The sequence below is a fragment of the Spiribacter halobius genome, assembly GCF_020883455.1.
Taxonomy (GTDB): Bacteria; Pseudomonadota; Gammaproteobacteria; order Nitrococcales; family Nitrococcaceae; genus Sediminicurvatus; species Sediminicurvatus halobius.
In genome coordinates, this window is record NZ_CP086615.1 from 3,144,335 (window position 1) to 3,169,929 (window position 25,595).

Sequence of the window (25,595 nt, forward strand, 5' to 3'; positions counted from 1 at the left end):
CCCGTCGTTAAAACACCACGCAGAGCACTTCACCGCCGTGGCCCGCATCGCGTGCGGCCCGGTCGGTCATGACGCCCTGGGAGGTGGAGATGATCGCGGTGCCGAGGCCGCCGCGCACGCGCGGCAGCGAGCGCTTGCCCTCGAATCGGCGCAGGCCAGGACGGCTGACGCGCTGGATCTCCTCGATGACCGGACGGCCCTCGTGGTACTTCAGCTCCACCACCAGACGGGGCTTTCTGTCTTCGCCCTCCACCCGGTAATCGTGGATGTAGCCCTCGTCCTTCAGCACCCGGGCGATGGCCGCCTTCAGCTTCGAGGAGGGCATCGTGACCTCCGACTTCTCGGCGGACTGCCCGTTGCGGATGCGGGTCAGCATATCCGCGATGGGATCGGTCATGCTCATGTTCGCGTCACCTGGTTCCTTGCCTGGTTGCCCGTGCCCGCTGCGCTTACCAGCTGGACAGCTTCAGGCCGGGGATCTCGCCGCGCATCGCGGCCTGGCGGAGCATGTTCCGCGCCAGCCCGAACTTGCGGTAGTAGCCGCGCGGGCGCCCGGAGATGTTGCAGCGGTTGCGCCCGCGCGTCGGGCTCGAGTTCCGCGGCAGGTTCTGCAGCTGCTCCTGGGCGGCGACCCGCTCCTCGTCGGACGAGGCGGGGCTGCGGATGATCTCCTTGAGCTCCGCGCGCTTGGCGGCGTACTTGCGGCGCAGGCGCTCGCGCTTGCGCTCCCGCTCCACCATGGAAACCTTTGCCATTTCCGACCCTCTCTACTTGCGGAACGGGAAGCCGAAACCCTCGAGCAGGGCCATCGCTTCCTCGTCGGTCTTCGCCGTGGTGCCGATGGAGATATCCATCCCCCGGGTCATGTCGACCTTGTCGTACTCGATTTCCGGGAAGATGAGCTGCTCGCGCACACCTACGTTGTAATTGCCACGGCCGTCGAACGAGCGCGGCGAGAAGCCGCGGAAGTCGCGGATGCGCGGCGCGGCGACGTTCACCAGCCGGTCCAGGAACTCGTACATGCGGTCCCGGCGCAGCGTCACCTTGGCGCCGATCGGCCAGCCCTCGCGGATCTTGAATCCGGCCACGGACTTGCGCGCATAGGTGATCACGGGCTTCTGCCCGGACAGCCGCGCCAGGTCGTCGGCGGCGTTGTCGAGGACCTTCTTGTCGCGCACGGCCTCGCCGAGGCCCATGTTGATCACGATCTTCTCGAGCCGCGGCACCTGCATCGGGTTGCCGTACTCGAAGCGCTCGGTCAGTGCAGGGACGACGTCCGTCCGGTATTGCTCACGCAGCCTCGCCATCACGGCACCCTAGTCGATGAGTTCGTTGTTGGACTTGAAGAAGCGCACCTTGCGGCCGTCCTCCTCGCGGATCCCCACCCGATCGGCCTTGCCGGTCTTCGGGTTGTAGATCGCGACGTTGGAGCGGTGCAGCGGCATCTCCATCTCGACGATGCCGCCGGACTCGCCGGACTGCGGATTGGCCCGGCGGTGCTTCTTCACCATGTTCGCGTTTTCCACCACCACGCGGTCCTTCTCCGGGATCACGCGGGTGATGCGGCCGCGGCGGCCCTTGTCCTTGCCGGCGATGACCATGACCTCATCGCCCTGCCTGATCTTGCGCATGACTTACAGCACCTCCGGGGCGAGCGAGATGATGCGCATGAACCGCTCGGTACGCAGCTCGCGGGTGACCGGGCCGAACACGCGGGTGCCGATGGGCTGCAGCTGGTTGTTCAGCAGCACCGCCGCGTTGCCGTCGAAGCGGATCAGCGACCCGTCCGGGCGGCGCACGCCACGCTTGGTGCGCACCACCACGGCGTTGTACACCTCACCCTTCTTGACCCGGCCACGGGGGATGGCGTCCTTGACGCTCACCTTGATGATGTCCCCGATCCCGGCGTAGCGGCGCTTGGAACCGCCCAGCACCTTGATGCACTGGACTTCCCGCGCCCCGCTGTTGTCCGCCGCGCCGAGCAGCGTCTGCATCTGAATCATGGTGATCGACTCTCTCGTATCCGTTTGACGGCGCGGCCCCGAGGCCGCCGCCGGACTACTGCGCGCCGCGCTCCAGGATCTCCACCAGCCGCCAGGACTTGCGCTTGGACAGCGGGCGGCACTCCTCCACCGCCACCCAGTCACCCGGCTGGCAGGCGTTGTCGGCGTCGTGCGCGTGCAGCTTGGTGGTGCGGCGGACGAACTTGCCGTACAGCGGATGCTGCACCATGCGCTCCACCGCCACGGTGATGGTCTTGTCCATCTTGGTGCTGACCACGCGCCCGTTTACGGTCCGCTTGACGGCCTTCTGCTCACTCATGACGTCTCGCCTGCCTTGATCTTCTCGTTGAGCACGGTCTTGATCCGCGCGATGTCGCGGCGGACCTTGCGCATCTGATCGGGGCGCGAGAGCTGGCCGGTGGCCTGCTGCATGCGCAGGTTGAACTGCTCCTTGCGCCGCTCCAGCAGCTCCTGGTTCAGATCGGCCACGCCCTTGCCGCGAAGCTCGCTTGCGTTCATCACATCACCGTCCGCTGCACGAATGTGGTCTGCACCGAGAGCTTCGCCGCCGCACGGCGGAAGGCCTCCCGGGCGACATCCTCGGACACGCCCTCGATCTCGTAGATCACCCGGCCGGGCTGGACCTTGGCCGCCCAGTGGTCGACGTTGCCCTTGCCCTTGCCCTGGCGGACCTCGAGGGGCTTGGACGTGATCGGGGTGTCCGGGAAGATCCGGATCCAGATCTTGCCGCCACGCTTGACGTGGCGGTTGATCGCCCGGCGGCCGGCCTCGATCTGGCGCGCGGTCACCGGACCGCGGGTGGTCGCCTTGAGGCCGAACTCACCGAAGCTCACCTTGTCGCCGCGCGTCGCCAGGCCGTTGTTGCGGCCCTTCTGCTGCTTGCGGAACTTCGTGCGCTTGGGCTGAAGCATGTCTGACTCCTTACCTCCCGGCTCAGCGCGCCGCGGCGCGCTTGCCCGGGGCCTGACCGGTGCCGCGCGGGGCGGTGTCGGCGTCGAGGATCTCGCCCTTGAAGATCCACACCTTCACGCCGATGACGCCGTAGGTGGTCTTCGCCTCGGCAAAGCCGTAGTCGATGTCCGCGCGCAGGGTATGCAGGGGCACGCGGCCCTCGCGGTACCACTCGCTGCGGGCGATCTCGGCGCCGTTGAGGCGCCCGCCCACCTGGATCTTGATGCCCTGGCCGCCGAGGCGCATGGCGTTACCCACCGCGCGCTTCATGGCGCGGCGGAACATGATGCGACGCTCCAGCTGCTGGGCCACGTTCTCGGCGACGAGCTGCGCATCGAGCTCCGGCTTGCGGATCTCCTCGATGTTGACGTGCACCGGGATACCCATCCGCTTGCTGAGGTCCCGGCGCAGGCGGTCGATGTCCTCGCCCTTCTTGCCGATCACGATGCCCGGCCGCGCCGTGTGGATCGTGATCAGCGCGTTCTTCGCCGGGCGCTCGATGCGGATGCGGCTGATGGACGCGTGGGACAGGCGCTGCTTGATGTAGTCCCGGATCTTCAGATCCGTCGCCAGATAGTCACCGAAATCGGCGCTGTTGGCGTACCACATGGAGCGCCAGTCCTCGGTGATCCCGAGCCGGAAACCCGTCGGATGAACCTTGTGACCCATTCGGTAACCCCTGTCAGTCCTCGGCCACCGCCACGGTGATGTGGCTGGTGCGCTTCAGGATGCGATTGGCTCGGCCCTTGGCCCGAGGCTGAACGCGCTTGTACGTCGGCCCCTCGTCGACGAACACGCGAGCAATGCGCAGCTCGTCGATGTCCGCGCCGGCATTGTGCTCGGCGTTTGCAATGGCCGAATCCACCACCTTGCGGATCACCCGGGCCGCCTTGCGCGGGCTGAACTCGAGAATCTCCAGCGCCCGCGCAACCGGCAGGCCGCGGATCTGGTCGGCCACGAGCCGCGCCTTCTGCGGCGAGATGATCGCGAACCGAAGCCTGGCCGCCGTCTCCATGACTTACCTCTTCGCCTTCTTGTCGGCCGCGTGGCCCTTGAAGGTCCGCGTCGCCGCGAACTCGCCGAGCTTGTGGCCGACCATGTTCTCGTTCACCAGCACGGGCACGTGCTGGCGCCCGTTATGCACCGCGATGGTCAGACCCACCATCTCCGGGACCACCATCGAACGGCGCGACCAGGTCTTGATCGGCCGCTTGCTGTTGGCCTCCGCCGCCTGCCGAACCTTGTTCAGCAGATGGGTGTCGACGAACGGCCCTTTGCGAATCGAGCGTGGCACGGTTCACCCACCTCTAGTCGTTAACGTTTCCGCCGGCGCACGATGAACTGATCGGTACGCTTGTTGCTGCGCGTCTTGTGGCCCTTCGTGGGGATGCCCCACGGGGTCACCGGATGACGGCCGCCGGAGGTCCGGCCCTCGCCGCCGCCGTGCGGATGGTCCACCGGGTTCATCACCACGCCGCGCACCGTCGGCCGCTTGCCGCGCCAGCGCGTCGCCCCGGCCTTGCCGAGGGAGCGCAGCGCATGCTCGCTGTTGCCCACCTCGCCCACCGTGGCGCGGCACTCGGAGAGCACCTTGCGCATCTCGCCGGAGCGCAGGCGCAGCGTTGCGTAGGCGCCCTCGCGGGCCACCAGCTGCACACCGGCGCCGGCAGAGCGCGCGATCTGCGCCCCCTTACCGGGCCGCAGCTCGACACAGTGCACCTGGGTACCAACCGGGATGTTCCGGAGGGGCAGCGCGTTGCCCGGCTTGATCGGGGCGTTGGTGCCGGAACGGATCTCCCGGCCCGTCTCGATCCCGCGGGGCGCGATAATATACCGCCTCTCGCCGTCGCGATAAAGCACCAGCGCGATATGCGCGCTCCGGTTCGGATCGTACTCCAGGCGCTCCACCACGCCGGGGACGCCGTCCTTGTCGCGGCGGAAGTCGATCTCGCGGTAGCGGCGCTTGTGGCCGCCGCCGATGTGCCGCGTGGTGATGCGGCCCTGATTGTTGCGACCGCCGCTCTTGCCGAGCTTGCGCACCAGGGGCGCGTACGGCTCGCCCCGGTGCAGCTGCTTCTCCGTGGTCTGGACCACGAAGCGGCGGCCCGGGGAGGTCGGTTTCGCCTTGCGAAGTGCCATGGTGTTCGTCCCGTTCGCCTGAACCGTTACTCGGCGCCGCCGATGAAGTCGAGCTCCTCGCCCGCCGCGAGCGCCACGTAGGCCTTCTTCCAGTCCGGCCGCCGGCCGCGGATGCGGCCAAAGCCCTTGCGCTTGCCGTTGACGTTGGCGACGCGCACGTCCCGGACCTTAACCTCGAAGAGCTGCTCCACGGCGGCCTTGATCTCGCGCTTGTTGGCGTCGCGCGCCACCTGGAACACCACCTGGTTCGCCTCGTCGGCGATCAGGGTGCTCTTCTCGGAGACGTGCGGCCCGCGCAGGATCTGATAGATACGCTCCTGATTCATGCCAGCCACTCCTCGATGCGGCGCACCGCGTCCACGGTCATGATCACGTGCTCGTGGCCGAGCAGGCTGACCGGATCCACCGCCTCGGTGTCGCGCACGTCGACGCCGGGCAGGTTGCGGGCGGCAAGGTAGAGGTTCTCGCTCACCTCGCTGCCGATGATGAGCACGTCGGCGACGCCCATGCCCTCCAGCCGCGCCTTCAGGTCGCGGGTCTTGGGGCTCTCGGCATCGAAGCTCTCCACCACGTGCAGGCGCTCCTGGCGCACCAGCTCGGAGAGGATCGAGCGGATCGCGCCGCGATACATCTTGCGGTTGACCTTCTGCGAATGGTCCCGCGGGACCGCCGCGAAGGTCTTGCCGCCACCCCGCCAGATGGGGCTGCGGATGCTGCCGGCGCGCGCCCGGCCGGTACCCTTCTGCCGCCACGGCTTGGAGCCGCCGCCGCTCACCTGGGCGCGGGTCTTCTGCGCCTTGGTGCCGGCACGGGCACCGGCGAGATACGCCGTCACCACCTGGTGCACCAGGGGCTCGCGGAAATCGGCGCCGAAGGTGGTCTCGGAGACGGTCAGCGTGCTGCCGCCCTCGCGCAGCTGGAGCTCCATCACTTGCCTCCCTTGGCCGCAGCCTTCACCGCCGGACGCACGATGACGTCACCGCCGCGGCTGCCCGGCACCGCGCCGCGCACCAGCAGCAGGTTGCGCTCGGCGTCGACCCGGAAGATCTCCAGGTTCTGGGTGGTGCTGCGCACATTGCCCATCTGCCCGGCCATCTTCTTGCCCGGATGCACCCGGCCCGGGTCCTGGGCCTGGCCGATGGAGCCCGGCGCGCGGTGGGCCTTGGAGTTGCCGTGGGTGGCGTCCTGGGTGCGGAAGTTATGCCGCTTGACGGTGCCGGCGAAGCCCTTGCCCTTGGAGGTACCGGTGACGTCCACGGTCTGCCCGGCCTCGAACTGGTCCACCTTGAGCTCGCCGCCGGCCTCGACGCCCTCGGCGTCCGCCTCGAGGCGGAACTCCCAGAGCCCGCGGCCCATCTCGACCCCGGCCTTGGCCACGTGGCCGGCCACGGGCTTGGGCACGCGGTTCGGGCGGCGCTCGCCGGTGGTCACCTGGACCGCGCGGTAGCCGTCACGCGCCTCCGCCTTGATCTGGGTGACGCGGTTCGGTGCGGCTTCGATCACCGTCACCGGCACGGAGGCCCCGTCCTCCGTGAAGATCCGCGTCATGCCGCGTTTGCGGCCGACGATTCCGATTGCCATCGCCGTGTTCCTCTCTCAGTCCGTTGTGCCGGATCGGGCGCGCTGCCAGACCGGGACCGTTCCCGTTGCCGGTGTCCCCCGCTGCGCGCCGCGTGGGGCGCGAAGGGTACACGAGACACCGGCGCGGCGCGAGCCCCGCGCCGCGATTGCTGCGTCCGGCCGGGCCGCGCCCGCCGGTCGCATCAAGGGGACCTGCCCCCGGTCTGTTTCCCGCTACCCGGGCCGGATGCCCGGAGTTCATGGGGCCCGCCTCGGCTGACCGGCCAGCGGCCGGGGCCGGGGTAGTTCCCCGGATCTCAGTAGAGCTTGATCTGCACGTCGACGCCGGCGGCGAGGTCGAGCTTCATGAGCGCGTCCACCGTCTTGTCCGTCGGATCGACGATATCCATGAGCCGCTTGTGCGTGCGAATCTCGTACTGATCCCGCGCGTCCTTGTTGACGTGCGGAGAGATCAGGATCGTGTACCGCTCCTTCTTCGTGGGCAGCGGCACCGGGCCCCGAACCTGGGCCCCGGTACGCTTCGCCGTCTCCACGATCTCCCGGGCGGACTGATCGATCAGCCGGTGATCGAACGCCTTCAGGCGGATGCGGATGCGCTGACTGCTGGCTGCCATATCGCGTTACTCGAGGATCTTGGAGACGACGCCGGCGCCCACGGTGCGGCCGCCCTCGCGCACCGCAAAGCGCAGCCCCTCCTCCATCGCGATCGGCGCGATCAGCGAGACCGTCATCTTCACGTTGTCACCCGGCATCACCATCTCCGTGCCCTCCGGCAGGTCACAGGCACCGGTGACGTCGGTGGTGCGGAAGTAGAACTGCGGCCGGTAGCCGTTGAAGAACGGCGTGTGCCGCCCGCCCTCGTCCTTGGAGAGCACGTACACCTCGCACTCGAACTTCGTGTGCGGCGTGATCGAGCCCGGCTTGCAGAGCACCTGACCGCGCTCGACGTCGTCACGCTTGGTGCCGCGCAGCAGCGCGCCGATGTTGTCCCCCGCGCGCCCCTCGTCGAGCAGCTTGCGGAACATCTCCACCCCCGTGACCACCGTCTTCGTGGTCGGGCGGATGCCGACGATCTCCACCTCCTGGCCGGTCTTGATGATCCCGCGCTCCACGCGCCCGGTCACCACCGTGCCACGGCCCGAAATCGAGAACACATCCTCGATCGGCATCAGGAAGGCACCGTCCACCGCCCGCTCGGGCTCGGGGATGTACTCGTCCATCGACTCCACCAGGCGCACGATCGAGGGCGCCCCGATCTCGCTCTCATCACCCTCCAGCGCCTTCAGCGCCGAGCCGGTGATGATCGGGATGTCGTCGCCCGGGAACTCGTACTGGCTCAGCAGCTCTCGGACCTCCATCTCCACGAGCTCCAGCAGCTCCGCGTCGTCCACCATGTCCGCCTTGTTCAGGTAGACCACCATCGCCGGCACGCCCACCTGGCGCGCCAGCAGAATGTGCTCGCGGGTCTGCGGCATCGGGCCATCGGCGGCCGAAACCACCAGGATCGCACCGTCCATCTGCGCCGCACCCGTGATCATGTTCTTCACATAGTCCGCGTGCCCGGGGCAGTCGACGTGCGCATAGTGACGATGGTCGGTCTCGTACTCCACGTGCGCCGTGGCAATCGTGATGCCCCGCGCACGCTCCTCCGGCGCGTTGTCGATCTGGTCGAACGCACGCGCCACACCACCGTACTTCTCCGCCAGAACCTTCGTCAGCGCCGCGGTCAGCGTCGTCTTGCCATGGTCCACGTGACCAATCGTGCCAACGTTCACATGCGGCTTCGTGCGCTCAAACTTCGCCTTGGACACGACTCACCTCTTTCCCGTCAATTCCGTTCCGATTCCATTCCGGCCGCGCGCGTCGCGCTCAGCCGGCCTTCTTGATCACTTCGTCGGCGATGTTGCTCGGCGCTTCCTGGTAGCCCTCGAACTCCATCGAGTAGGCCGCGCGCCCCTGGGTTGCCGAACGCAGGTCCGTGGCGTACCCGAACATCTCCTTCAGCGGCACCTCGGCGCGGATGATCTTGCCGGCCGGGCCGTCTTCCATGCCCTGGACGGTGCCACGACGACGGTTGATGTCGCCCATGACGTCGCCCATGAACTCCTCGGGGGTGACCACCTCGACCTTCATGATCGGCTCGAGCAGCACCGGATCCGCCTTCGCAAAGCCCTCCTTGAAGGCCATGGAGCCGGCGATCTTGAACGCCATCTCCGAGGAGTCGACATCGTGGTAGGAGCCATCGAACAGCTCCACGGCGAGGTCCACCACGGGGAAGCCCGCGAGCACGCCGTTCTCCATCTGCTCCTGGATGCCCTTGTCCACCGAAGGCACGTACTCCTTCGGCACGACACCGCCCACGATCTTGTTGGTGAAGCTGTAGCCCTCGCCGCGCTCCTGCGGGCGCATGCGGATCCAGACGTGACCGTACTGGCCGCGGCCGCCGGACTGGCGCACGAACTTGCCCTCGACCTCCACCGGCTTGCGGATGGTCTCGCGGTAGGCCACCTGGGGCTGGCCGACGTTGGCCTCCACCTTGAACTCGCGCTTGAGCCGGTCGACGATGATCTCGAGATGGAGCTCGCCCATCCCGGAGATGATGGTCTGCCCGGACTCCTCGTCGGTGCGCACCCGGAAGGACGGGTCCTCCTGCGCCAGCTTCTGCAGCGCGAGGCCCATCTTCTCCTGGTCGCTCTTGGTCTTCGGCTCCACCGCCACGGAGATCACCGGATCCGGGAACTCCATGCGCTCGAGCATGACCCGGTCGTTGTTGTCGCAGAGGGTATCGCCGGTGGTGACGTCCTTCAGGCCGATGGCGGCGGCGATGTCGCCGGCGCGGACCTCGGAGATCTCCTTGCGCTCCTTGGAGTGCATCTGCACGATCCGCCCGAGGCGCTCGCGCTTGCCCTTGACCGGGTTGTAGACGGTGTCGCCGGTCTTCACCACGCCGGAGTAGACGCGGAAGAAGGTCAGCGTGCCGACGTACGGGTCGGTGGCGATCTTGAAGGCGAGCGCGGCGAAGGGCTCGTCGTCCGAGGGATGGCGCTCCACCAGGGTGCCGTCCTCGCGCTCGCCCTGGATCGCGGGGACATCGGCCGGGCTCGGCATGTACTCGACGACGGCGTCCAGCATCGCCTGCACGCCCTTGTTCTTGAACGCCGTGCCGCAGAGCACCGGGACCACCTCGTTGGCGATGGTCTGGCTGCGCAGGCCGAGGTTGATCTCCTCGGCCGTGAGGCCCTCGCCGCCGATGTACTTCTCCATCAGCTCCTCGTTGGCCTCGGCGGCGGCCTCGATGAGCTGCTCTCGATACTGGGCGACCTGGTCGGCGTACTCGGCGGGCACGTCCCGCTGATCGTAGGTCGCGCCCATGTCGTCCATGTTCCAGTAGATCGCCTTCTCGCGGATGAGGTCGATCACGCCCTCGAACTGGTCCTCGGTGCCGATGGGCAGCTGCACCGGCACCGCGTTGGTGCCGAGGCGCTCGCGCAGCATCTTCACGCAGCGGAAGAAGTCCGCCCCCATCTTGTCCATCTTGTTGACGAACACCATGCGCGGCACGCCGTACTTGTTGGCCTGGCGCCAGACCGTCTCGGTCTGGGGCTCCACGCCGGCGTTCGCGTCCAGCACGCAGACGGCACCGTCGAGCACGCGCAGGGAGCGCTCCACCTCGATGGTGAAGTCAACGTGCCCGGGGGTGTCGATGATGTTGATCCGGGTCTCGGGGTACTGCTGATCCATGCCGCGCCAGAACGTGGTCGTGGCGGCGGAGGTGATGGTGATGCCCCGCTCCTGCTCCTGCTCCATCCAGTCCATCACGGCGGCACCGTGATGCACCTCGCCCATCTTGTGGGAGATGCCGGTGTAGAACAGGATGCGCTCCGTCGTCGTCGTCTTGCCGGCATCGATGTGGGCCATGATGCCGATATTGCGGTAGCGCTCGATCGGTGTCTTGCGTGCCAAAGCTGCAAATTCCTCTAAACCGTTACCAGCGGAAGTGCGAGAACGCCTTGTTCGCCTCCGCCATGCGGTGCGTGTCCTCGCGCTTCTTCACTGCGCTGCCACGGCCCTCCGAGGCCTCCAGCAGCTCGTTGCCGAGACGGTGCCCCATGGTGGCCTCGCTGCGCTTGCGCGCGGCGTCGATCACCCAGCGCATGGCCAGCGTGTTGCGGCGCGTCGGGCGCACCTCCACCGGCACCTGGTAGGTGGCACCACCCACCCGGCGCGACTTCACCTCGACCATCGGGCGGACGTTGTCCAGCGCCGTCTCCAGCACCTCCATGGGGTTGTCGTGCCCCTTGGAGGCGATGCGGTCGAGGGCACCGTAGACGATCTTCTCGGCCACGGCGCGCTTGCCGTCGCGCATGATCATGTTCACGAAGCGCGTGAGCATCTCGCTGCCGTACTTCGGATCGGCGAGAACCTTGCGCTTGGGAACTTCTCTTCTTCTCGGCATCGTTGCTTACCCGCAATCGTCCGTTCGGTGGTGGCGGCCGCTCAGCCCTTGGGCCGCTTGGCGCCGTACTTGGAGCGACCCTGGCGGCGCTTGGAGACGCCGGCCGTGTCCAGCGAGCCGCGCACCACGTGGTAGCGCACGCCGGGCAGGTCCTTCACGCGGCCGCCACGGATCAGGACCACCGAGTGCTCCTGGAGGTTGTGGCCCTCGCCGCCGATGTAGCTGGAGACCTCGTAACCGTTCGTGAGCCGCACGCGCGCGACCTTGCGCAGCGCCGAGTTCGGCTTCTTCGGCGTGGTGGTGTACACGCGGGTGCACACGCCGCGCCGCTGGGGGCAGGCCTCCAGCGCGGGCACGTTGCTCTTCTCGTGCCGGCGCTTGCGCGGCTTGCGGACCAGCTGGTTGATCGTGGCCATAAACCCTTGACTCCGGTCTTAACGGAAGACAGGCCGGAGAACCCCGGCCTGTCGAGAGCGCGTAAGTTTAGGGGCGGGGCTGTGGGGTGTCAACCGCAAAGCCCCGCCAAGACACGGTCTTATCGCCGCCGGCCCCAGTGGGAGCGGCCTCCGACCGCGAGCGCGCGCGCAGCGCCGAACGCTACGCCGCTGCGCGGCGTTTCGCGGTCGGAGACCGCTCCCACCGACGGGCCCGCCCTACGGCGGGCGTCCGCGGGACCGGTCGCCTAGGACCCCTCGCCCGCCCCGGGCTCGTCCAGCGTCGCCGTCTGCCCGCGCAGGCCGAACTGGGGCGCCATCGGGATCATCGGCTCCGGCGGCTCCTGGCGCTGGCGCTGACGCTCCTGGTGATAGGCGTTGCCCGTGCCCGCCGGGATCAGCCGGCCGACGATGACGTTCTCCTTCAGCCCGCGCAGGTCGTCCCGGGCGCCGCGGGTGGCGGCGTCGGTGAGCACGCGGGTGGTCTCCTGGAAGGAGGCCGCGGAGATGAAGGAGTCCGTGGCGAGCGAGGCCTTGGTGATGCCAAGCAGCTGCGGCTCGAAACGCGCCGGCTCCTTGCCCTGCTCCACCAGGCGCTCGTTCTCCTCGACCACACGGCCCCAGTCCGCCTGCTCGCCGCGCAGGTAGCGGCTGTCGCCGGGCTCGCGGATCTCGACCTTGCGCAGCATCTGGCGGCTGATCACCTCGATGTGCTTGTCGTTGATTTTCACGCCCTGCAGGCGGTAGACGTCCTGGATCTCCTTGACCATGTGCGCGGCGAGCTCGGTGACGCCGAGCAGGCGCAGGATGTCGTGGGGGTTCGGCTCGCCGTCGGCGATGACCTCGCCCTTCTCCACGTGCTCGCCCTCGAACACCGTGACGTTGCGCCACTTCGGGATCAGCTCCTCGTAGTGCTCGCCGTCCGGCGTCGTGATCACCAGGCGCTGCTTGCCCTTGGTGTCCTTGCCGAAGGACACGGTGCCGGAGACCTCGGCGAGGATCGCCGGCTCCTTCGGCTTGCGGGCCTCGAACAGGTCCGCCACCCGGGGCAGGCCGCCGGTGATGTCGCGGGTCTTGGAGGACTCCTGCGGGATGCGGGCGATGACGTCGCCCACGTCCACCTCGGCGTTGTCGTCGACGCTGACGATGGCCCCGGCCGCCAGGTAGTAGTGGGCCGGGATGTCGGTGCCGGCGAGGTTGAGGTCGTTGCCGTCCTCGTCCACCAGCTTGATCATCGGGCGCAGATCCTTGTAGGCGATGCGCTCCTCGGTCTGCTTGCCCTTGGCGTCGGTGACGTTGCGCCGATGCTCGCCGGTGCCGCGGGTCTTGGGGTCGGTGACCACGAGGCTGGTGAGGCCGGTGACCTCGTCCACCTCGCGGTTGACCGTCACGCCCTCGACGAAGTCGAAGAACTTCAGCCGCCCCTTCACCTCGGTGATGATCGGGTGGGTGTGCGGATCCCAGTTGGCGACGATCTGCCCGGCCTCCACCGGCTCGTTGTCGGCCACCGCGATGGTGGCGCCGTAGGGCACCTTGTAGCGCTCGCGCTCGCGCCCGGCCTCGTCCATGACGGTGATCTCGCCGGAGCGGGAAACCGCCACCAGGTTGCCGGAGTGGTGCTGCACGGTCTTGAGGTTGTGCAGCCGCACGGTGCCCGCGCCCTTCACCTGCACGTTGCTCACCGAGGCCGCGCGGGAGGCGGCGCCGCCGATGTGGAACGTGCGCATGGTGAGCTGGGTGCCCGGCTCGCCGATGGACTGCGCGGCGATCACGCCGACCGCCTCGCCGACGTTCACCCGGTGGCCGCGGGCGAGGTCACGCCCGTAGCAGGCCGAGCAGACGCCGTGGCGGGTCTCGCAGGTGATGGGCGAGCGGACCCAGACCTCGTCCACGCCCTCGGTCTCGAGCTGCTCCACGAGGCGCTCGTCCAGCAGGGTGCCGGCGTCCAGCAGGGTGTCATTGGCACCGGGGCGGACCACGTCCTGGGCCAGAACCCGGCCGAGCACGCGCTCGCCGAGTGCCTCGACCACGTCGCCGCCCTCGATCAGCGGCGCCATCTTCAGGCCGCGATGGGTGCCGCAGTCGTCCTCGGTGACCACCAGGTCCTGGGAGACGTCCACCAGGCGGCGGGTCAGGTAGCCGGAGTTGGCGGTCTTGAGCGCCGTGTCCGCCAGGCCCTTGCGCGCGCCGTGGGAGGAGATGAAGTACTGCAGGACGTTCAGGCCCTCGCGGAAGTTCGCGGTGATGGGCGTCTCGATGATGGAGCCGTCGGGCTTGGCCATGAGGCCGCGCATGCCGGCGAGCTGGCGGATCTGCGCCGCCGAGCCACGGGCGCCGGAGTCGGCCATCATGAAGATCGAGTTGGTGGACTTCTGCACCACCTCGTTGCCCTCGGCGTCGGTGAGGGTCTCCTTGCCGAGCTTGTCCATCATGGCCCGCGCCACCTCGTCGTTGGTGCGCGACCAGATGTCCACCACCTTGTTGTAGCGCTCGCCGTTGGTGACCAGGCCCGAGGCGTACTGATCCTCGATGTCCTTCACCTCGACCTCGGCCTCGCGCAGGATGCGCTCCTTCTCCTCGGGGATGACCATGTCCTCCATGCCGATGGACACGGCGGCCCGGGTCGACATGTGGAAGCCGAGGTACATGAGCTGGTCGGCGAAGATGACCGTGGCCTTCAGGCCGAGTCGCCGGTAGCACTGGTCGATCATCTCCGAGATGGCCTTCTTGGTCATGTCCCGGTCGACCAGGGAGAACGGCAGCCCCTCGGGCACGATGTCGTACAGCAGGCCGCGGCCGACGGTGGTCTCCACCCGGCGGGTGCCTTCGCTGCGGTTGCCCTCGTCGTCCACCACGACCTCGTGGATGCGCACCGTCACCCGCGCGTGCACGTCCACCATGCGGCTCTCGTAGGCCCGGTGCAGCTCGGTGAGGTCGGAGAAGCGCATGCCCTCGCCGCGCCGGCCCACCAGGGACAGCGTCATGTAGTACAGCCCCAGCACGATGTCCTGGGAGGCGCCGATGATGGGCTCGCCGGAGGCCGGCGAGAGCACGTTGTTGGTGGCCATCATCAGGGCCCGGGCCTCGAGCTGGGCCTCCAGCGAGAGCGGCACGTGCACCGCCATCTGGTCGCCGTCGAAGTCGGCGTTGAAGGCCGGGCAGACCAGCGGGTGCAGCTGGATCGCCTTGCCCTCGATGAGCACCGGCTCGAACGCCTGAATACCCAGGCGATGCAGCGTCGGCGCGCGGTTGAGCATCACCGGATGCTCGCGGATGACGTCCTCGAGGATGTCCCAGACCTCAGGGGTCTCGCGCTCGACCATCTTCTTCGCCGCCTTGATGGTGGTGGCGAGCCCCAGACGCTGGAGCTTGGAGAAGATGAACGGCTTGAACAGCTCCAGCGCCATGCGCTTGGGCAGGCCGCACTGGTGCAGGCGCAGGGTCGGGCCGACCACGATCACCGAACGCCCGGAGTAGTCCACACGCTTGCCGAGCAGGTTCTGCCGGAAGCGGCCCTGCTTGCCCTTGATCATGTCCGCCAGGGACTTCAGCGGGCGCTTGTTGGTGCCGGTGATGGCGCGGCCGCGGCGGCCGTTGTCCAGCAGCGCGTCCACCGCCTCCTGCAGCATGCGCTTCTCGTTGCGCACGATGATGTCCGGCGCCGAGAGCTCCAGCAGCCGGCGCAGGCGGTTGTTGCGGTTGATCACCCGGCGGTAGAGGTCGTTCAGGTCCGAGGTGGCGAAGCGCCCGCCATCCAGCGGCACCAGCGGCCGCAGGTCCGGCGGCAGCACCGGCAGCACGGTCATGATCATCCACTCCGGCTTGTTGCCGGAGTCGATAAACGACTCCACCAGCTTCAGCCGCTTGGACAGCCGCTTGATCTTGGACTCGGAGTTGGTGGCGCCGATCTCCTCGCGCAGGGTGTTCGCCTCCTCCTGGAGGTCGATGCTCTTCAGGAGATGGAACACCGCCTCGGCGCCCATGCGGGCGTCGAACTCGTCACCGTACTGCTCGATGGCGTCGAGGTAGCCCTCGTCGGTGAGCAGCTGCCCGCGCTCCAGCGGCGTCATCCCCGCGTCGATGACCACGAACGCCTCGAAGTAGAGGATGCGCTCGATATCGCGCAGGGTCATGTCGAGCAGCAGCCCGATGCGCGAGGGCAGCGACTTCAGGAACCAGATGTGCGCGGTGGGGCTCGCCAGCTCGATGTGGCCCATGCGCTCGCGGCGCACCTTGGCCAGCGTCACCTCGACGCCGCACTTCTCGCAGACCACGCCGCGGTGCTTGAGTCGCTTGTACTTGCCGCAGAGGCACTCGTAGTCCTTCACGGGCCCGAAGATCTTGGCGCAGAACAGGCCGTCCCGCTCCGGCTTGAAGGTCCGGTAGTTGATCGTCTCCGGCTTCTTCACCTCGCCGAAGGACCAGGACCGGATCTTCTCCGGCGACGCCAGCCCGATACGGATGGCGTCGAAGTCGTCGAGCTGGGCGCCCGGCTGCTTGAACAGATTCAGAAGGTCTCTCATATCCGCTGCCCGTCCAACTTGAGTTGGCTAAATCGTTGGGTGGGGAATTCGGAATCGCCGCGTCTCGCGCCTCCCACGGTGGCTTCGCTCCCCGCTGTGGGAGGCGCGCGTCGCGGCGACCTCTAACTCCCCAAAATCAATCCTGCTCCAGCTCGATATCGATACCGAGCGACCGGATCTCCTTGACCAGCACGTTGAAGGATTCGGGCATCCCCGCCTCCATCTGGTGGTCGCCGTCCACGATGTTCTTGTACATCTTGGTGCGGCCGGTCACGTCGTCGGACTTCACCGTGAGCATCTCCTGCAGCGTGTACGCCGCGCCGTAGGCCTCCAGCGCCCAGACCTCCATCTCGCCGAAGCGCTGGCCGCCGAACTGGGCCTTGCCGCCCAGCGGCTGCTGGGTGACCAGGCTGTACGGACCGGTGGAGCGGGCATGGACCTTGTCGTCCACCAGGTGGTTCAGCTTCAGGATGTGCATGTAGCCGATGGTCACCGGGCGGTCGAAGGCCTCACCGGTGCGGCCGTCGTAGAGCGTGGTCTGGCCGTTCTCCGGCAGCTCCGCCAGCCGCAGCATGGTCTTGACCTCGGTCTCGTCGGCGCCGTCGAACACCGGCGAGGCCATGGGCACGCCGCCGCGCAGGTTGTCCGCCAGGCTGCGGATCTCCTCGTCGGTGAGGCTGTCGAGGTCCTCGCGCTTGCCGCTGGAGTTGTAGATCTGGTCGAGGAACCGGCGCAGCTCGGCGAGCTCCACCTGCTCGTCCAGCATGCGGCCGATCTTCTGGCCGAGGCCCTTGGCGGCCCAGCCGAGGTGGGTCTCCAGCACCTGGCCGACGTTCATCCGCGAGGGCACGCCCAGCGGCGAGAGCACCACGTCGATGGGCTCGCCGTCCTCGGTGAAGGGCATGTCCTCCACCGGCACCACGCGCGAGATCACGCCCTTGTTGCCGTGGCGCCCGGCGAGCTTGTCGCCCGGCTGGATCCGCCGCTTCACCGCGAGGTAGACCTTGACCATCTTCAGCACACCGGGGGCGAGGTCGTCGCCGGCGGTGATCTTGGCCTTCTTCTCGTCGAAGCGGCGGTCGAAGGCCTCGCGCTGGGCCTTGAGCTGGGCCTGCACCTTCTCCAGCTGCTCGGTGACGTCGTCGTCACGCATGCGGATCTCGAACCAGCGCTCCCGCTCGACGCCCTGCAGGTACTCGGGCGTGACCTTGGTGCCGGCCTTGAGGCCGTTCGGGCCGCCCTCGGCGACCTTGCCGTCCAGCAGCTTCTCGAGGCGGGCGAAGGCGTCGTCCTCGAAGATGCGGAACTGGTCGTTCAGGTCCTTGCGCACCGCGGCCAGCGCATCCGCCTCGATGGACAGGGCGCGGGCATCCTTCTCGACGCCGTCGCGGGTGAACACCTGGACGTCCACCACCGTGCCGTCCATGCCCGTGGGCACGCGCTGGGAGGTGTCCTTCACGTCCGAGGCCTTCTCGCCGAAGATCGCCCGCAGCAGCTTCTCCTCGGGGGTGAGCTGGGTCTCGCCCTTGGGCGTGACCTTGCCGACGAGGATGTCGCCCGCGTTGACCTCGGCGCCCACGTAGACGATGCCCGACTCGTCCAGCTTGGCGAGCGCGCTCTCGCCGACGTTGGGGATGTCGGCGGTGATCTCCTCCGGCCCGAGCTTGGTGTCACGGGCGACGGCGGTGAGCTCCTCGATGTGGATGGTGGTGTAGCGGTCCTCCTCCACCACCTTCTCGGACATGAGGATGGAGTCCTCGAAGTTGTAGCCGTTCCAGGGCATGAAGGCGACGCGCATGTTCTGCCCGAGCGCCAGCTCGCCCATGTCCGTGGACGGGCCGTCGGCGAGGACGTCGCCCCGGGCCACCTGGTCGCCCGGGCGCACCAGCGGCTTCTGGTTCTGGCAGGTGTTCTGGTTGGAGCGCGTGTACTTGGTCAGGTTGTAGATGTCGACGCCGGGCTCGCCGGGGACGGTCTCGTCGTCGTTGACCCGCACCACCATGCGCGCGGCGTCCACCTGCTCCACCACACCGCCGCGCTCGGCGATCACGGTGACGCCGGAGTCGATGGCGACGGCGCGCTCCATGCCGGTGCCCACCAGGGGCTTCTCGGCGCGCAGCGTCGGCACCGCCTGGCGCTGCATGTTCGAGCCCATGAGCGCGCGGTTGGCGTCGTCGTGCTCGAGGAACGGCACCATGGAGGCCGCCACCGAGACGATCTGCTTCGGCGAGACGTCCATGTACTGGACCTTCTCCGGCGAGGCCATGCCGAACTCGTTCTGGTGGCGCATGGAGATCAGCGAATCCGCCAGATAGCCGTTCTCGTCCAGGCGCGCGTTGGCCTGGGCGATGACGTAGCGGCTCTCCTCGATGGCGGAGAGATAGTCCACCTCGTCGGTGACGCGGCCGTCGATCACCTTGCGGTACGGCGTCTCCAGGAAGCCGTAGCTGTTGAGCCGGGCATAGCAGGCGAGCGAGGAGATGAGGCCGATGTTCGGCCCCTCCGGCGTCTCGATGGGGCAGACGCGGCCGTAGTGGGTCGGGTGCACGTCGCGCACCTCGAAGCCCGCCCGCTCGCGGGTCAGGCCGCCCGGGCCGAGCGCCGAGACCCGGCGCTTGTGGGTCACCTCGGAGAGCGGGTTGTTCTGGTCCATGAACTGCGAGAGCTGCGAGGAGCCGAAGAACTCCTTGATCGCCGCCGCCACGGGCTTGGCGTTGATCAGCTCCTGGGGCATCAGCCCCTCGCTCTCGGCGAGGCTCAGGCGCTCGCGCACGGCGCGCTCCACGCGCACGAGCCCCACGCGGAAGACGTTCTCCGCCATCTCGCCGACACAGCGCACCCGCCGGTTGCCGAGGTGGTCGATGTCGTCGACCGTGCCCTTGCCGTTGCGGATGTTGATGAGCTCGCGCAGGACGTCGAGGATGTCCTCGTTGTCCAGCACGCCGGAGCCGGTGACCTCGTCCCGGCCGACCCGCAGGTTGAACTTCATCCGCCCCACCGAGGACAGGTCGTAGCGGTCCTCGCTGAAGAACAGGTTGGCGAACAGGTTCTCCGCGGCCTCCTTGGTCGGCGGCTCGCCCGGGCGCATCATCCGGTAGATCTCCACCAGCGCCTCGAGCTGCGTGCGCGTGGCGTCGATGCGCAGGGTGTTGGAAACGTAGGGCCCCTGGTCGAGATCGTTGATGAACAGCGTCTCGAAGGACTTCACCCCGGCGTCGCGCAGCTGCTGCACCAGCTCCTCGGTGAGCTCGGCATTGGCCTCGGCCAGCACCTCGCCGGTGGACTTGTCGACGATGCCGTGGGCGAGCACCTTGCCCACGAGGTACTCGTCAGGGACCTCGAGCTTGTCCAGGCCCACCTTCTCCATCTGCCGGATGTGGCGCGCGGTAATCCGCCGCCCGCTCTCGACGATGGTCTCGCCGCCGGCCTTGATGTCGAAGCTCGCGGTCTCGCCGCGCAGGCGGTCCGGCACGAGCGCCAGCTCGGCGCCCTTCTTCTTCAGCTTGAACTGGTTCTTCTCGAAGAACAGGTCGAGGATCTGCTCGTTGTCGTAGCCGAGCGCGCGCAGCAGCACCGTCGCCGGCAGCTTGCGGCGGCGGTCGATGCGCACGTAGATGGCGTCCTTCGGGTCGAACTCGAAGTCGAGCCATGAGCCGCGATAGGGAATGACCCGCGCGCTGAACAGCAGCTTGCCGGAGCTGTGGGTCTTGCCCTTGTCGTGGTCGAAGAACACGCCCGGCGAGCGGTGCAGCTGCTGCACGATGACCCGCTCGGTACCGTTCACCACGAAGGTGCCGTTGCGGGTCATGAGCGGCATCTCGCCCATGTAGACTTCCTGCTCCTTGATGTCCTTGACCGTGCGCGTCTCCTTGTCGTTGATGACCAGGCGCACGAGCACGCGCAGCGGGGCGGCGTAGGTCAGCCCGCGCAGCTGGCACTCCTTGACGTCGAAGGCCGGCTCGCCGATGCGATAGCGCACGTATTCCAGACGGGCATTGCCAGAGTAGCTCTGGATCGGGAACACTGAGCTGAACGCGGCGTGCAGGCCCTTGCCGTCACGGCTGTCCGGGTCGCGCTCGAGCTGCAGGAAGTCCCGGTAGGACTCGATCTGCGTCGCGAGCAGGAAAGGGACATCCAGGATATTCGGCTGCTTGCCGAAGTCCTTGCGGATGCGCTTCTTTTCGGTGAACGAATAGGCCATCGAGGTTCCTCAACCAGGTTGGGGTCCGCCGTGTGCAAGGCTCCGGACGCTCGCGGGAACGCCCGCAGCCTTGGACACGCCGGGCGGCGTGATATTACAAACGGGAAAAGGCCGGCGGCCCGGAGGCCACCAGCCGGTTTCCCTTTCAGCTAGTTATAGAGTGGTGCGGCACCGAGTTACTTGAGCTCGACGCTGGCACCCGCCTCCTCCAGCTGCTTCTTCAGCGCCTCGGCGTCCTCCTTCGAAGCGCCCTCCTTCACCGGGGCGGGAGCGCCCTCGACCAGCTCCTTCGCCTCCTTCAGGCCGAGACCGGTGGCCGCACGCACGGCCTTGATCACCTGCACCTTGTTGGAGCCGAAGCTGGAGAGCACGACGTCGAACTCGGTCTGCTCCTCGGCGGCCTCGGCCTCGCCACCACCGGCGGCGGCCGGGGCGGCGGCGACGGCGGCAGCGGCAGTGACGCCGAATTTCTCCTCCATCGCCTCGATGAGCTCGACCACCTCCATCACGGTCATGCTGGAGATCGTCTCGAGAATATCCTCTTTGGAAACGGCCATCGTCAATTCTCCTGAGTGTTGACGCGATTACGTTGCACTGACTGCGGCGGACAGGATCGCGGCGGGCTGCCTACTGCTTGGCATCCTTCACCGCGGCGAGCGTGCGCACCAGCTTGCCCGGCACCTCGTTGAGGGTCGTGGCGAGCTTCTGCACCGGCGCCCGCATCGTCGCCATGAGGCGACTGATCGCCTCGTCGTAGGTCGGCAGGGTGGCGAGGCGATCGATCTCCGAGCCCGGGTACACCGACCCGCCCACGGAGAGCATCTTCACCACCAGCTTGTCGTTGCCCTTGGAGAAATCCTTCAGGACACGCGCAGCCGACCCTGGATCCTGCTGCGAGAACGCGAGCAGCAGCGGACCTTCGAAGCCATCCTTCATGCATTCGAAATCCGTGCCCTCGACGGCACGCTTGGCGAGGGTGTTCTTCACCACGCGGATGTAGACCCCCGACTCGCGCGCCTGCACACGCAGCCTGTCCATGTCGCCGGCGGTGAGACCCCGGTACTCCGCGGCCAGCGCGGAGTGGGCCTCACCGGCGACTTCGGCGACTTCCTGCACCATCCGCTTCTTCTGTTCCAGACTCACGCCCATTCGGTTTGCCTCCTGGAACGGCGGTTGGCGAACACGATGCCGGCGGGCGAGCCGGCACCGCACCGGAGACCCCGCCTGCCGGCGGAGACTCCCGCCCCGCCCGGCGTCATTGCCGGAGCGGAGCGACGGTGGCCCAGTGCAGGAAATCCATCCTGTCCCGGCAGCACCGTCTACCGCAGGCGACCCGAAGGCCTTTCAGCGCCAAGGCGCACCATGCGGTCTTCGACGGCTGTCGTTGACGACAGCCACGGCCGGCCTGTCGGCCGGCCGTTGAGTGACAAGTTTCAAGTTTCAAGTTGCAAGACCGCCTCCGAGCGGCCGCTGGCTGCGGTCCGGCGCCCTTCCGATGCACCGCCCGCCACCTCTTGCTTGCAACTTGTCACTTGCAACTTGCCACTGCCCTCACCTAGGGCGCACAGCGCCCTAGGTGAGGGCTCCCAAATCCACCGAGACCCCCGGCCCCATGGTCGTGGAAACGGTGGCCCTCTTCAGGTACACACCCTTGCTCGACGCCGGCTTGATCTTCTGCAGATCGTTGAGCAGCGCCTTCAGGTTCTCCGCCAGGGCCTGGGGCTCGAAATCCACCTTGCCGAGGCTGCAGTGGATGAGGCCGCCCTTGTCGGCGCGGTAGCGGACCTGGCCGGCCTTGGCGTTGTGCACGGCGCCCGCCACATCGGCGGTGACCGTGCCCACGCGCGGGTTCGGCATCAGGCCGCGGGGGCCGAGGATGCGGCCGAGGCGGCCAACGACGCCCATGGCGTCGGGGCTCGCGATGACCACGTCGAAGTCGAGCTCACCGCCCTGGATACGCTCGGCGAGATCCTCCATGCCCACCACGTCGGCGCCGGCCTCCTTCGCCGCGTCGGCGTTGGCGCCCTGGGCGAACACGGCCACGCGCACCGTCTTGCCGGTGCCGTTCGGCAGCACGGTGGAGCCGCGCACCATCTGGTCGGACTTGCGCGGGTCGATGCCGAGGTTCACGGCGACGTCCACCGACTCGGTGAACTTCGCGCTGGCGAGCTCCTTCAGCAGCGAGAAGGCCTCCTCCGCCGGATAGAGCTTCGTGCGGTCGACCTTCTCGCGGAAAGCCTGCTGTCTGCGGGTCAGCTTGGCCATGGCGTCAGACCCCCTCCACGTCGAGGCCCATGCTGCGGGCGCTGCCGGCGATCGTGCGGATCGCGGCGTCCATGTCGGCGGCGTTCAGGTCCGGCCACTTGGTCTTCGCGATCTCCTCGAGATCGTCGCGGCTGACCTTGCCCACCTTCTTGGTGTTGGGCGTGCCGCTGCCGGACTGGATGCCGGCCGCCTTCTTCAGCAGCACCGCCGCCGGCGGCGTCTTGGTGACGAACGTGAAGCTGCGGTCCGACATCACGGTGATGACCACCGGGATGGGCAGCCCGGGCTCGATCTCCTGGGTCTGCGCGTTGAACTGCTTGCAGAACTCCATGATGTTGAGACCGTGCTGACCCAGCGCCGGACCCACGGGCGGGCTCGGATTCGCCTTCCCGGCCGGCACCTGCAGCTTGATGTAGGCAGTGACCTTGCGTGCCATGACAGACTCCTGATGTGGGTGATAGCGCCCGGGACTGGCTACCCGGGCTCCCCGGCGGCCCCGCAGGGGCCGCAGTACTGAGTTGCAAGTAGCAAGTTACAAGTGGAGCCGGGCGGCACCGGAGGGGCACCTTCACGCCTCTCGCTTGTTACTTGTCACTTGCAACTTGCCACTAAAGGCTGAGCGCGAAGCGCTCAGCCCTTCTCAACCTGGCTGAACTCCAGCTCCACCGGCGTCGAGCGGCCGAAGATCAGAACCGCAACGCGCAGGCGGCTCTTCTCGTAGTTGACCTCTTCCACCACGCCGTTGAAGTCGTTGAAGGGGCCGTCGGTGACGCGGACCACCTCGCCGACCTCGAACAGGACCTTGGGCCGCGGCTTCTCCACGCCCTCCTTCACCCGGTCGAGGATCTGCTCGGCCTCGCGCTCGGAGATGGGGGCCGGCTTGTCGCGGGAGGCGCCGATGAAGCCCATGACCCGCGGCACCTCCTTGACCAGGTGCCAGGTGTCGTCGGTCATCTCCATCTGCACCAGCACGTAGCCGGGGAAGAACTTGCGCTCGCTGCGGCGCTTCTGGCCGTCCTTCATCTCCACCACTTCCTCGGTGGGGACGAGGATCTCGCCGAACTGGTCTTCCATCCCCGCGCGCTTGATGCGCTCCAGCAGGGACTTCTTGACCTGGTTCTCGAAACCCGAATAGGCGTGCACGACGTACCAGCGCTTCGCCATCGGTGATCAGCCTCCGGGGCTCACGAGGGCGCCGACGCCCCACAGGAAAAACATGTCCATGAGCCAGAGGATGATGGCAACGATCACCACCATGACGAGCACGATGAGGGTCGTCTGCATCGACTCCTGGCGCGTCGGCCACACGACCTTGCGCAGCTCCTGGCGCGCCTCGCGGGCGAACGCCCAGGCATTGCGCCCGTACTGGCTGCTCACGGCGATGGCGATGGCGACGGCCGCCACCACCACCATGCCGAGCGCGCGCAGCAGCGCGGACTCCGCCTCGAAGTAGTAGAAGCCCACCACGCCGGCGAGGAATACCCCGGCGGCGGCAGCGAGCTTGAGCTTGTCGAGGGACGAGGCTTCGCTGTCGGCTCTGGCGCTCATGGATTCACGACGTAAAGGCCACCTCGCCAGCTCCCGAAGGGCGGCGACGCGGCCGGAGAGTTGGCAGGCCAGGAGGGACTCGAACCCCCAACCTGCGGTTTTGGAGACCGCTGCTCTGCCAATTGAGCTACTGGCCTGTAACCTGCCGCCGGTGACCGGCCGTCACTCGGCGAACTCGGTAGTCTACGGCAACGCCCTGGGCAAGGGAACCCCTGCCCAGGGCGCATGCAGGCGACCCCGTTACTCGAGGATCTTGGAGACGACGCCGGCGCCCACGGTGCGGCCGCCCTCGCGCACCGCAAAGCGCAGCCCCTCCTCCATCGCGATCGGCGCGATCAGCGAGACCGTCATCTTCACGTTGTCACCCGGCATCACCATCTCCGTGCCCTCCGGCAGGTCACAGGCACCGGTGACGTCGGTGGTGCGGAAGTAGAACTGCGGCCGGTAGCCGTTGAAGAACGGCGTGTGCCGCCCGCCCTCGTCCTTGGAGAGCACGTACACCTCGCACTCGAACTTCGTGTGCGGCGTGATCGAGCCCGGCTTGCAGAGCACCTGACCGCGCTCGACGTCGTCACGCTTGGTGCCGCGCAGCAGCGCGCCGATGTTGTCCCCCGCACGCCCCTCGTCGAGCAGCTTGCGGAACATCTCCACCCCCGTGACCACCGTCTTCGTGGTCGGGCGGATGCCGACGATCTCCACCTCCTGGCCGGTCTTGATGATCCCGCGCTCCACGCGCCCGGTCACCACCGTGCCACGGCCCGAGATCGAGAACACGTCCTCGATCGGCATCAGGAAGGCACCGTCCACCGCCCGCTCGGGCTCGGGGATGTACTCGTCCATCGACTCCACCAGGCGCACGATCGAGGGCGCCCCGATCTCGCTCTCATCACCCTCCAGCGCCTTCAGCGCCGAGCCGGTGATGATCGGGATGTCGTCGCCCGGGAACTCGTACTGGCTCAGCAGCTCTCGGACCTCCATCTCCACGAGCTCCAGCAGCTCCGCGTCGTCCACCATGTCCGCCTTGTTCAGGTAGACCACCATCGCCGGCACGCCCACCTGGCGCGCCAGCAGAATGTGCTCGCGGGTCTGCGGCATCGGACCGTCGGCGGCCGAAACCACCAGGATCGCACCGTCCATCTGCGCCGCGCCCGTGATCATGTTCTTCACATAGTCCGCGTGCCCGGGGCAGTCGACGTGCGCATAGTGACGATGGTCGGTCTCGTACTCCACGTGCGCCGTGGCAATCGTGATGCCCCGCGCACGCTCCTCCGGCGCGTTGTCGATCTGGTCGAACGCACGCGCCACACCACCGTACTTCTCCGCCAGAACCTTCGTCAGCGCCGCGGTCAGCGTCGTCTTGCCATGGTCCACGTGACCAATCGTGCCAACGTTCACATGCGGCTTCGTGCGCTCAAACTTCGCCTTGGACACGGCGCGATCTCCCCTTTGTTATTGCCTGCCTGAGGAGCCGAG

At 67.7% G+C, this 25,595-nt stretch carries 29 protein-coding genes and 1 tRNA gene; all 30 read right to left on the bottom strand.

Going from position 1 to position 25,595, the window contains the following annotated elements:
• Positions 1 to 7: 7 nt before the first annotated feature.
• Positions 8 to 403 (bottom strand): 30S ribosomal protein S8, encoded by a 396-nt coding sequence (gene rpsH / locus LMH63_RS14780; protein WP_109679319.1) that lies wholly within the window; start codon positions 401 to 403, stop codon positions 8 to 10.
• A 46-nt stretch (positions 404 to 449) separates the two neighbouring features.
• Positions 450 to 755 (bottom strand): 30S ribosomal protein S14, encoded by a 306-nt coding sequence (gene rpsN, locus LMH63_RS14785; RefSeq protein ID WP_109679318.1) that lies wholly within the window; start codon positions 753 to 755, stop codon positions 450 to 452.
• A 12-nt stretch (positions 756 to 767) separates the two neighbouring features.
• Positions 768 to 1,307 (bottom strand): 50S ribosomal protein L5, encoded by a 540-nt coding sequence (gene rplE, locus LMH63_RS14790; RefSeq protein ID WP_109679317.1) that lies wholly within the window; start codon positions 1,305 to 1,307, stop codon positions 768 to 770.
• A 9-nt stretch (positions 1,308 to 1,316) separates the two neighbouring features.
• Positions 1,317 to 1,631: a 50S ribosomal protein L24 gene (gene rplX, locus LMH63_RS14795; protein WP_109679316.1), complete on the bottom strand. Its 315-nt coding sequence runs from the start codon at positions 1,629 to 1,631 to the stop codon at positions 1,317 to 1,319.
• A 3-nt stretch (positions 1,632 to 1,634) separates the two neighbouring features.
• Entirely contained in the window at positions 1,635 to 2,003 is a 369-nt protein-coding gene (rplN, locus tag LMH63_RS14800) for a 50S ribosomal protein L14 (RefSeq protein ID WP_109679315.1), read from the bottom strand.
• A gap of 55 nt (positions 2,004 to 2,058) precedes the next feature.
• Positions 2,059 to 2,322 carry a 30S ribosomal protein S17 gene (rpsQ, locus tag LMH63_RS14805; protein WP_109679314.1) on the bottom strand — a complete coding sequence of 88 codons (264 nt, stop codon included), beginning with the start codon at positions 2,320 to 2,322 and terminating at the stop codon, positions 2,059 to 2,061.
• Positions 2,319 to 2,522 carry a 50S ribosomal protein L29 gene (gene rpmC / locus LMH63_RS14810; RefSeq protein ID WP_109679313.1) on the bottom strand — a complete coding sequence of 68 codons (204 nt, stop codon included), beginning with the start codon at positions 2,520 to 2,522 and terminating at the stop codon, positions 2,319 to 2,321. The genes rpsQ and rpmC overlap by 4 nt, the downstream gene beginning before the upstream one ends.
• Complete coding sequence (gene rplP / locus LMH63_RS14815) at positions 2,522 to 2,935, bottom strand: 50S ribosomal protein L16 (RefSeq protein ID WP_109679312.1); 414 nt, start codon at positions 2,933 to 2,935, stop codon at positions 2,522 to 2,524. Before rplP ends, rpmC begins: the two co-directional genes overlap by 1 nt.
• A gap of 22 nt (positions 2,936 to 2,957) precedes the next feature.
• Positions 2,958 to 3,644 (bottom strand): 30S ribosomal protein S3, encoded by a 687-nt coding sequence (rpsC, locus tag LMH63_RS14820; protein ID WP_109679311.1) that lies wholly within the window; start codon positions 3,642 to 3,644, stop codon positions 2,958 to 2,960.
• 13 nt (positions 3,645 to 3,657) lie between these two features.
• Entirely contained in the window at positions 3,658 to 3,990 is a 333-nt protein-coding gene (gene rplV, locus LMH63_RS14825) for a 50S ribosomal protein L22 (RefSeq protein WP_109679310.1), read from the bottom strand.
• Positions 3,991 to 3,993: 3 nt separating this feature from the next.
• Complete coding sequence (gene rpsS / locus LMH63_RS14830) at positions 3,994 to 4,269, bottom strand: 30S ribosomal protein S19 (protein WP_109679309.1); 276 nt, start codon at positions 4,267 to 4,269, stop codon at positions 3,994 to 3,996.
• Between the two features lie 20 nt (positions 4,270 to 4,289).
• Positions 4,290 to 5,114 (bottom strand): 50S ribosomal protein L2, encoded by an 825-nt coding sequence (gene rplB, locus LMH63_RS14835; protein ID WP_109679308.1) that lies wholly within the window; start codon positions 5,112 to 5,114, stop codon positions 4,290 to 4,292.
• A gap of 26 nt (positions 5,115 to 5,140) precedes the next feature.
• Entirely contained in the window at positions 5,141 to 5,440 is a 300-nt protein-coding gene (gene rplW / locus LMH63_RS14840) for a 50S ribosomal protein L23 (protein ID WP_109679307.1), read from the bottom strand.
• Positions 5,437 to 6,042, bottom strand: coding sequence for a 50S ribosomal protein L4 (gene rplD / locus LMH63_RS14845; RefSeq protein ID WP_109679306.1), 606 nt, complete (start codon positions 6,040 to 6,042; stop codon positions 5,437 to 5,439). Before rplD ends, rplW begins: the two co-directional genes overlap by 4 nt.
• Positions 6,042 to 6,695, bottom strand: a complete 654-nt coding sequence (gene rplC, locus LMH63_RS14850) for a 50S ribosomal protein L3 (RefSeq protein ID WP_109679305.1) — start codon at positions 6,693 to 6,695, stop codon at positions 6,042 to 6,044. The genes rplD and rplC overlap by 1 nt, the downstream gene beginning before the upstream one ends.
• 296 nt (positions 6,696 to 6,991) lie before the next feature.
• A complete protein-coding gene (rpsJ, locus tag LMH63_RS14855) occupies positions 6,992 to 7,309 on the bottom strand; it encodes a 30S ribosomal protein S10 (protein WP_109679304.1) in 318 nt (105 codons plus the stop codon).
• A 6-nt stretch (positions 7,310 to 7,315) separates the two neighbouring features.
• Positions 7,316 to 8,506: an elongation factor Tu gene (gene tuf, locus LMH63_RS14860; RefSeq protein WP_109679292.1), complete on the bottom strand. Its 1,191-nt coding sequence runs from the start codon at positions 8,504 to 8,506 to the stop codon at positions 7,316 to 7,318.
• 58 nt (positions 8,507 to 8,564) lie between these two features.
• The gene (gene fusA, locus LMH63_RS14865) at positions 8,565 to 10,658 is read right to left on the bottom strand and encodes an elongation factor G (protein ID WP_109679303.1); all 2,094 of its coding nucleotides are present in this window, start codon (positions 10,656 to 10,658) and stop codon (positions 8,565 to 8,567) included.
• Positions 10,659 to 10,680: 22 nt separating this feature from the next.
• Positions 10,681 to 11,151, bottom strand: a complete 471-nt coding sequence (rpsG, locus tag LMH63_RS14870) for a 30S ribosomal protein S7 (RefSeq protein WP_109679302.1) — start codon at positions 11,149 to 11,151, stop codon at positions 10,681 to 10,683.
• A 41-nt stretch (positions 11,152 to 11,192) separates the two neighbouring features.
• Positions 11,193 to 11,567, bottom strand: coding sequence for a 30S ribosomal protein S12 (rpsL, locus tag LMH63_RS14875; RefSeq protein WP_109679301.1), 375 nt, complete (start codon positions 11,565 to 11,567; stop codon positions 11,193 to 11,195).
• Between the two features lie 266 nt (positions 11,568 to 11,833).
• Positions 11,834 to 16,108, bottom strand: a complete 4,275-nt coding sequence (gene rpoC, locus LMH63_RS14880; RefSeq protein WP_109679300.1) for a DNA-directed RNA polymerase subunit beta' — start codon at positions 16,106 to 16,108, stop codon at positions 11,834 to 11,836.
• A gap of 136 nt (positions 16,109 to 16,244) precedes the next feature.
• Positions 16,245 to 20,309, bottom strand: coding sequence for a DNA-directed RNA polymerase subunit beta (gene rpoB, locus LMH63_RS14885; protein ID WP_109679299.1), 4,065 nt, complete (start codon positions 20,307 to 20,309; stop codon positions 16,245 to 16,247).
• A gap of 176 nt (positions 20,310 to 20,485) precedes the next feature.
• Positions 20,486 to 20,866, bottom strand: coding sequence for a 50S ribosomal protein L7/L12 (gene rplL / locus LMH63_RS14890; protein WP_109679298.1), 381 nt, complete (start codon positions 20,864 to 20,866; stop codon positions 20,486 to 20,488).
• A 70-nt stretch (positions 20,867 to 20,936) separates the two neighbouring features.
• Positions 20,937 to 21,458 (bottom strand): 50S ribosomal protein L10, encoded by a 522-nt coding sequence (gene rplJ / locus LMH63_RS14895; protein ID WP_109679297.1) that lies wholly within the window; start codon positions 21,456 to 21,458, stop codon positions 20,937 to 20,939.
• 423 nt (positions 21,459 to 21,881) lie between these two features.
• Positions 21,882 to 22,574 (bottom strand): 50S ribosomal protein L1, encoded by a 693-nt coding sequence (rplA, locus tag LMH63_RS14900; RefSeq protein WP_109679296.1) that lies wholly within the window; start codon positions 22,572 to 22,574, stop codon positions 21,882 to 21,884.
• Between the two features lie 4 nt (positions 22,575 to 22,578).
• A complete protein-coding gene (gene rplK / locus LMH63_RS14905; protein WP_109679295.1) occupies positions 22,579 to 23,010 on the bottom strand; it encodes a 50S ribosomal protein L11 in 432 nt (143 codons plus the stop codon).
• Between the two features lie 194 nt (positions 23,011 to 23,204).
• Complete coding sequence (gene nusG / locus LMH63_RS14910) at positions 23,205 to 23,738, bottom strand: transcription termination/antitermination protein NusG (RefSeq protein ID WP_109679294.1); 534 nt, start codon at positions 23,736 to 23,738, stop codon at positions 23,205 to 23,207.
• Between the two features lie 6 nt (positions 23,739 to 23,744).
• On the bottom strand, positions 23,745 to 24,122 hold the full coding sequence (secE, locus tag LMH63_RS14915) for a preprotein translocase subunit SecE (RefSeq protein ID WP_109679293.1): 378 nt from the start codon (positions 24,120 to 24,122) through the stop codon (positions 23,745 to 23,747).
• Between the two features lie 61 nt (positions 24,123 to 24,183).
• Positions 24,184 to 24,259 (bottom strand) — tRNA-Trp (locus tag LMH63_RS14920).
• 103 nt (positions 24,260 to 24,362) lie between these two features.
• Positions 24,363 to 25,553: an elongation factor Tu gene (gene tuf, locus LMH63_RS14925; RefSeq protein WP_109679292.1), complete on the bottom strand. Its 1,191-nt coding sequence runs from the start codon at positions 25,551 to 25,553 to the stop codon at positions 24,363 to 24,365.
• Positions 25,554 to 25,595 lie beyond the last annotated feature (42 nt).

Bases quoted from the DNA above. Each gene is read 5' to 3' on its own strand.
- rplK (WP_109679295.1), bottom strand. From the start codon at position 23,010: ATGGCACGCAAGGTCACTGCCTACATCAAGCTGCAGGTGCCGGCCGGG.
- rplL (WP_109679298.1), bottom strand. From the start codon at position 20,866: ATGGCCGTTTCCAAAGAGGATATTCTCGAGACGATCTCCAGCATGACC.
- rpmC (WP_109679313.1), bottom strand. From the start codon at position 2,522: ATGAACGCAAGCGAGCTTCGCGGCAAGGGCGTGGCCGATCTGAACCAG.
- rpsL (WP_109679301.1), bottom strand. From the start codon at position 11,567: ATGGCCACGATCAACCAGCTGGTCCGCAAGCCGCGCAAGCGCCGGCAC.
- nusG (WP_109679294.1), bottom strand. From the start codon at position 23,738: ATGGCGAAGCGCTGGTACGTCGTGCACGCCTATTCGGGTTTCGAGAAC.
- rplA (WP_109679296.1), bottom strand. From the start codon at position 22,574: ATGGCCAAGCTGACCCGCAGACAGCAGGCTTTCCGCGAGAAGGTCGAC.
- rplW (WP_109679307.1), bottom strand. From the start codon at position 5,440: ATGAATCAGGAGCGTATCTATCAGATCCTGCGCGGGCCGCACGTCTCC.
- rplC (WP_109679305.1), bottom strand. From the start codon at position 6,695: ATGGCAATCGGAATCGTCGGCCGCAAACGCGGCATGACGCGGATCTTC.
- rplB (WP_109679308.1), bottom strand. From the start codon at position 5,114: ATGGCACTTCGCAAGGCGAAACCGACCTCCCCGGGCCGCCGCTTCGTG.
- rpsC (WP_109679311.1), bottom strand. From the start codon at position 3,644: ATGGGTCACAAGGTTCATCCGACGGGTTTCCGGCTCGGGATCACCGAG.
- secE (WP_109679293.1), bottom strand. From the start codon at position 24,122: ATGAGCGCCAGAGCCGACAGCGAAGCCTCGTCCCTCGACAAGCTCAAG.
- rpoB (WP_109679299.1), bottom strand. From the start codon at position 20,309: ATGGCCTATTCGTTCACCGAAAAGAAGCGCATCCGCAAGGACTTCGGC.
- rpsQ (WP_109679314.1), bottom strand. From the start codon at position 2,322: ATGAGTGAGCAGAAGGCCGTCAAGCGGACCGTAAACGGGCGCGTGGTC.
- rpsJ (WP_109679304.1), bottom strand. From the start codon at position 7,309: ATGGCAGCCAGCAGTCAGCGCATCCGCATCCGCCTGAAGGCGTTCGAT.
- rpsN (WP_109679318.1), bottom strand. From the start codon at position 755: ATGGCAAAGGTTTCCATGGTGGAGCGGGAGCGCAAGCGCGAGCGCCTG.
- rplP (WP_109679312.1), bottom strand. From the start codon at position 2,935: ATGCTTCAGCCCAAGCGCACGAAGTTCCGCAAGCAGCAGAAGGGCCGC.
- rpsG (WP_109679302.1), bottom strand. From the start codon at position 11,151: ATGCCGAGAAGAAGAGAAGTTCCCAAGCGCAAGGTTCTCGCCGATCCG.
- rplX (WP_109679316.1), bottom strand. From the start codon at position 1,631: ATGCGCAAGATCAGGCAGGGCGATGAGGTCATGGTCATCGCCGGCAAG.
- rplJ (WP_109679297.1), bottom strand. From the start codon at position 21,458: ATGGGCGTGAGTCTGGAACAGAAGAAGCGGATGGTGCAGGAAGTCGCC.
- rpoC (WP_109679300.1), bottom strand. From the start codon at position 16,108: ATGAGAGACCTTCTGAATCTGTTCAAGCAGCCGGGCGCCCAGCTCGAC.
- rpsH (WP_109679319.1), bottom strand. From the start codon at position 403: ATGAGCATGACCGATCCCATCGCGGATATGCTGACCCGCATCCGCAAC.
- rplD (WP_109679306.1), bottom strand. From the start codon at position 6,042: ATGGAGCTCCAGCTGCGCGAGGGCGGCAGCACGCTGACCGTCTCCGAG.
- rplV (WP_109679310.1), bottom strand. From the start codon at position 3,990: ATGGAGACGGCGGCCAGGCTTCGGTTCGCGATCATCTCGCCGCAGAAG.
- rplN (WP_109679315.1), bottom strand. From the start codon at position 2,003: ATGATTCAGATGCAGACGCTGCTCGGCGCGGCGGACAACAGCGGGGCG.
- rplE (WP_109679317.1), bottom strand. From the start codon at position 1,307: ATGGCGAGGCTGCGTGAGCAATACCGGACGGACGTCGTCCCTGCACTG.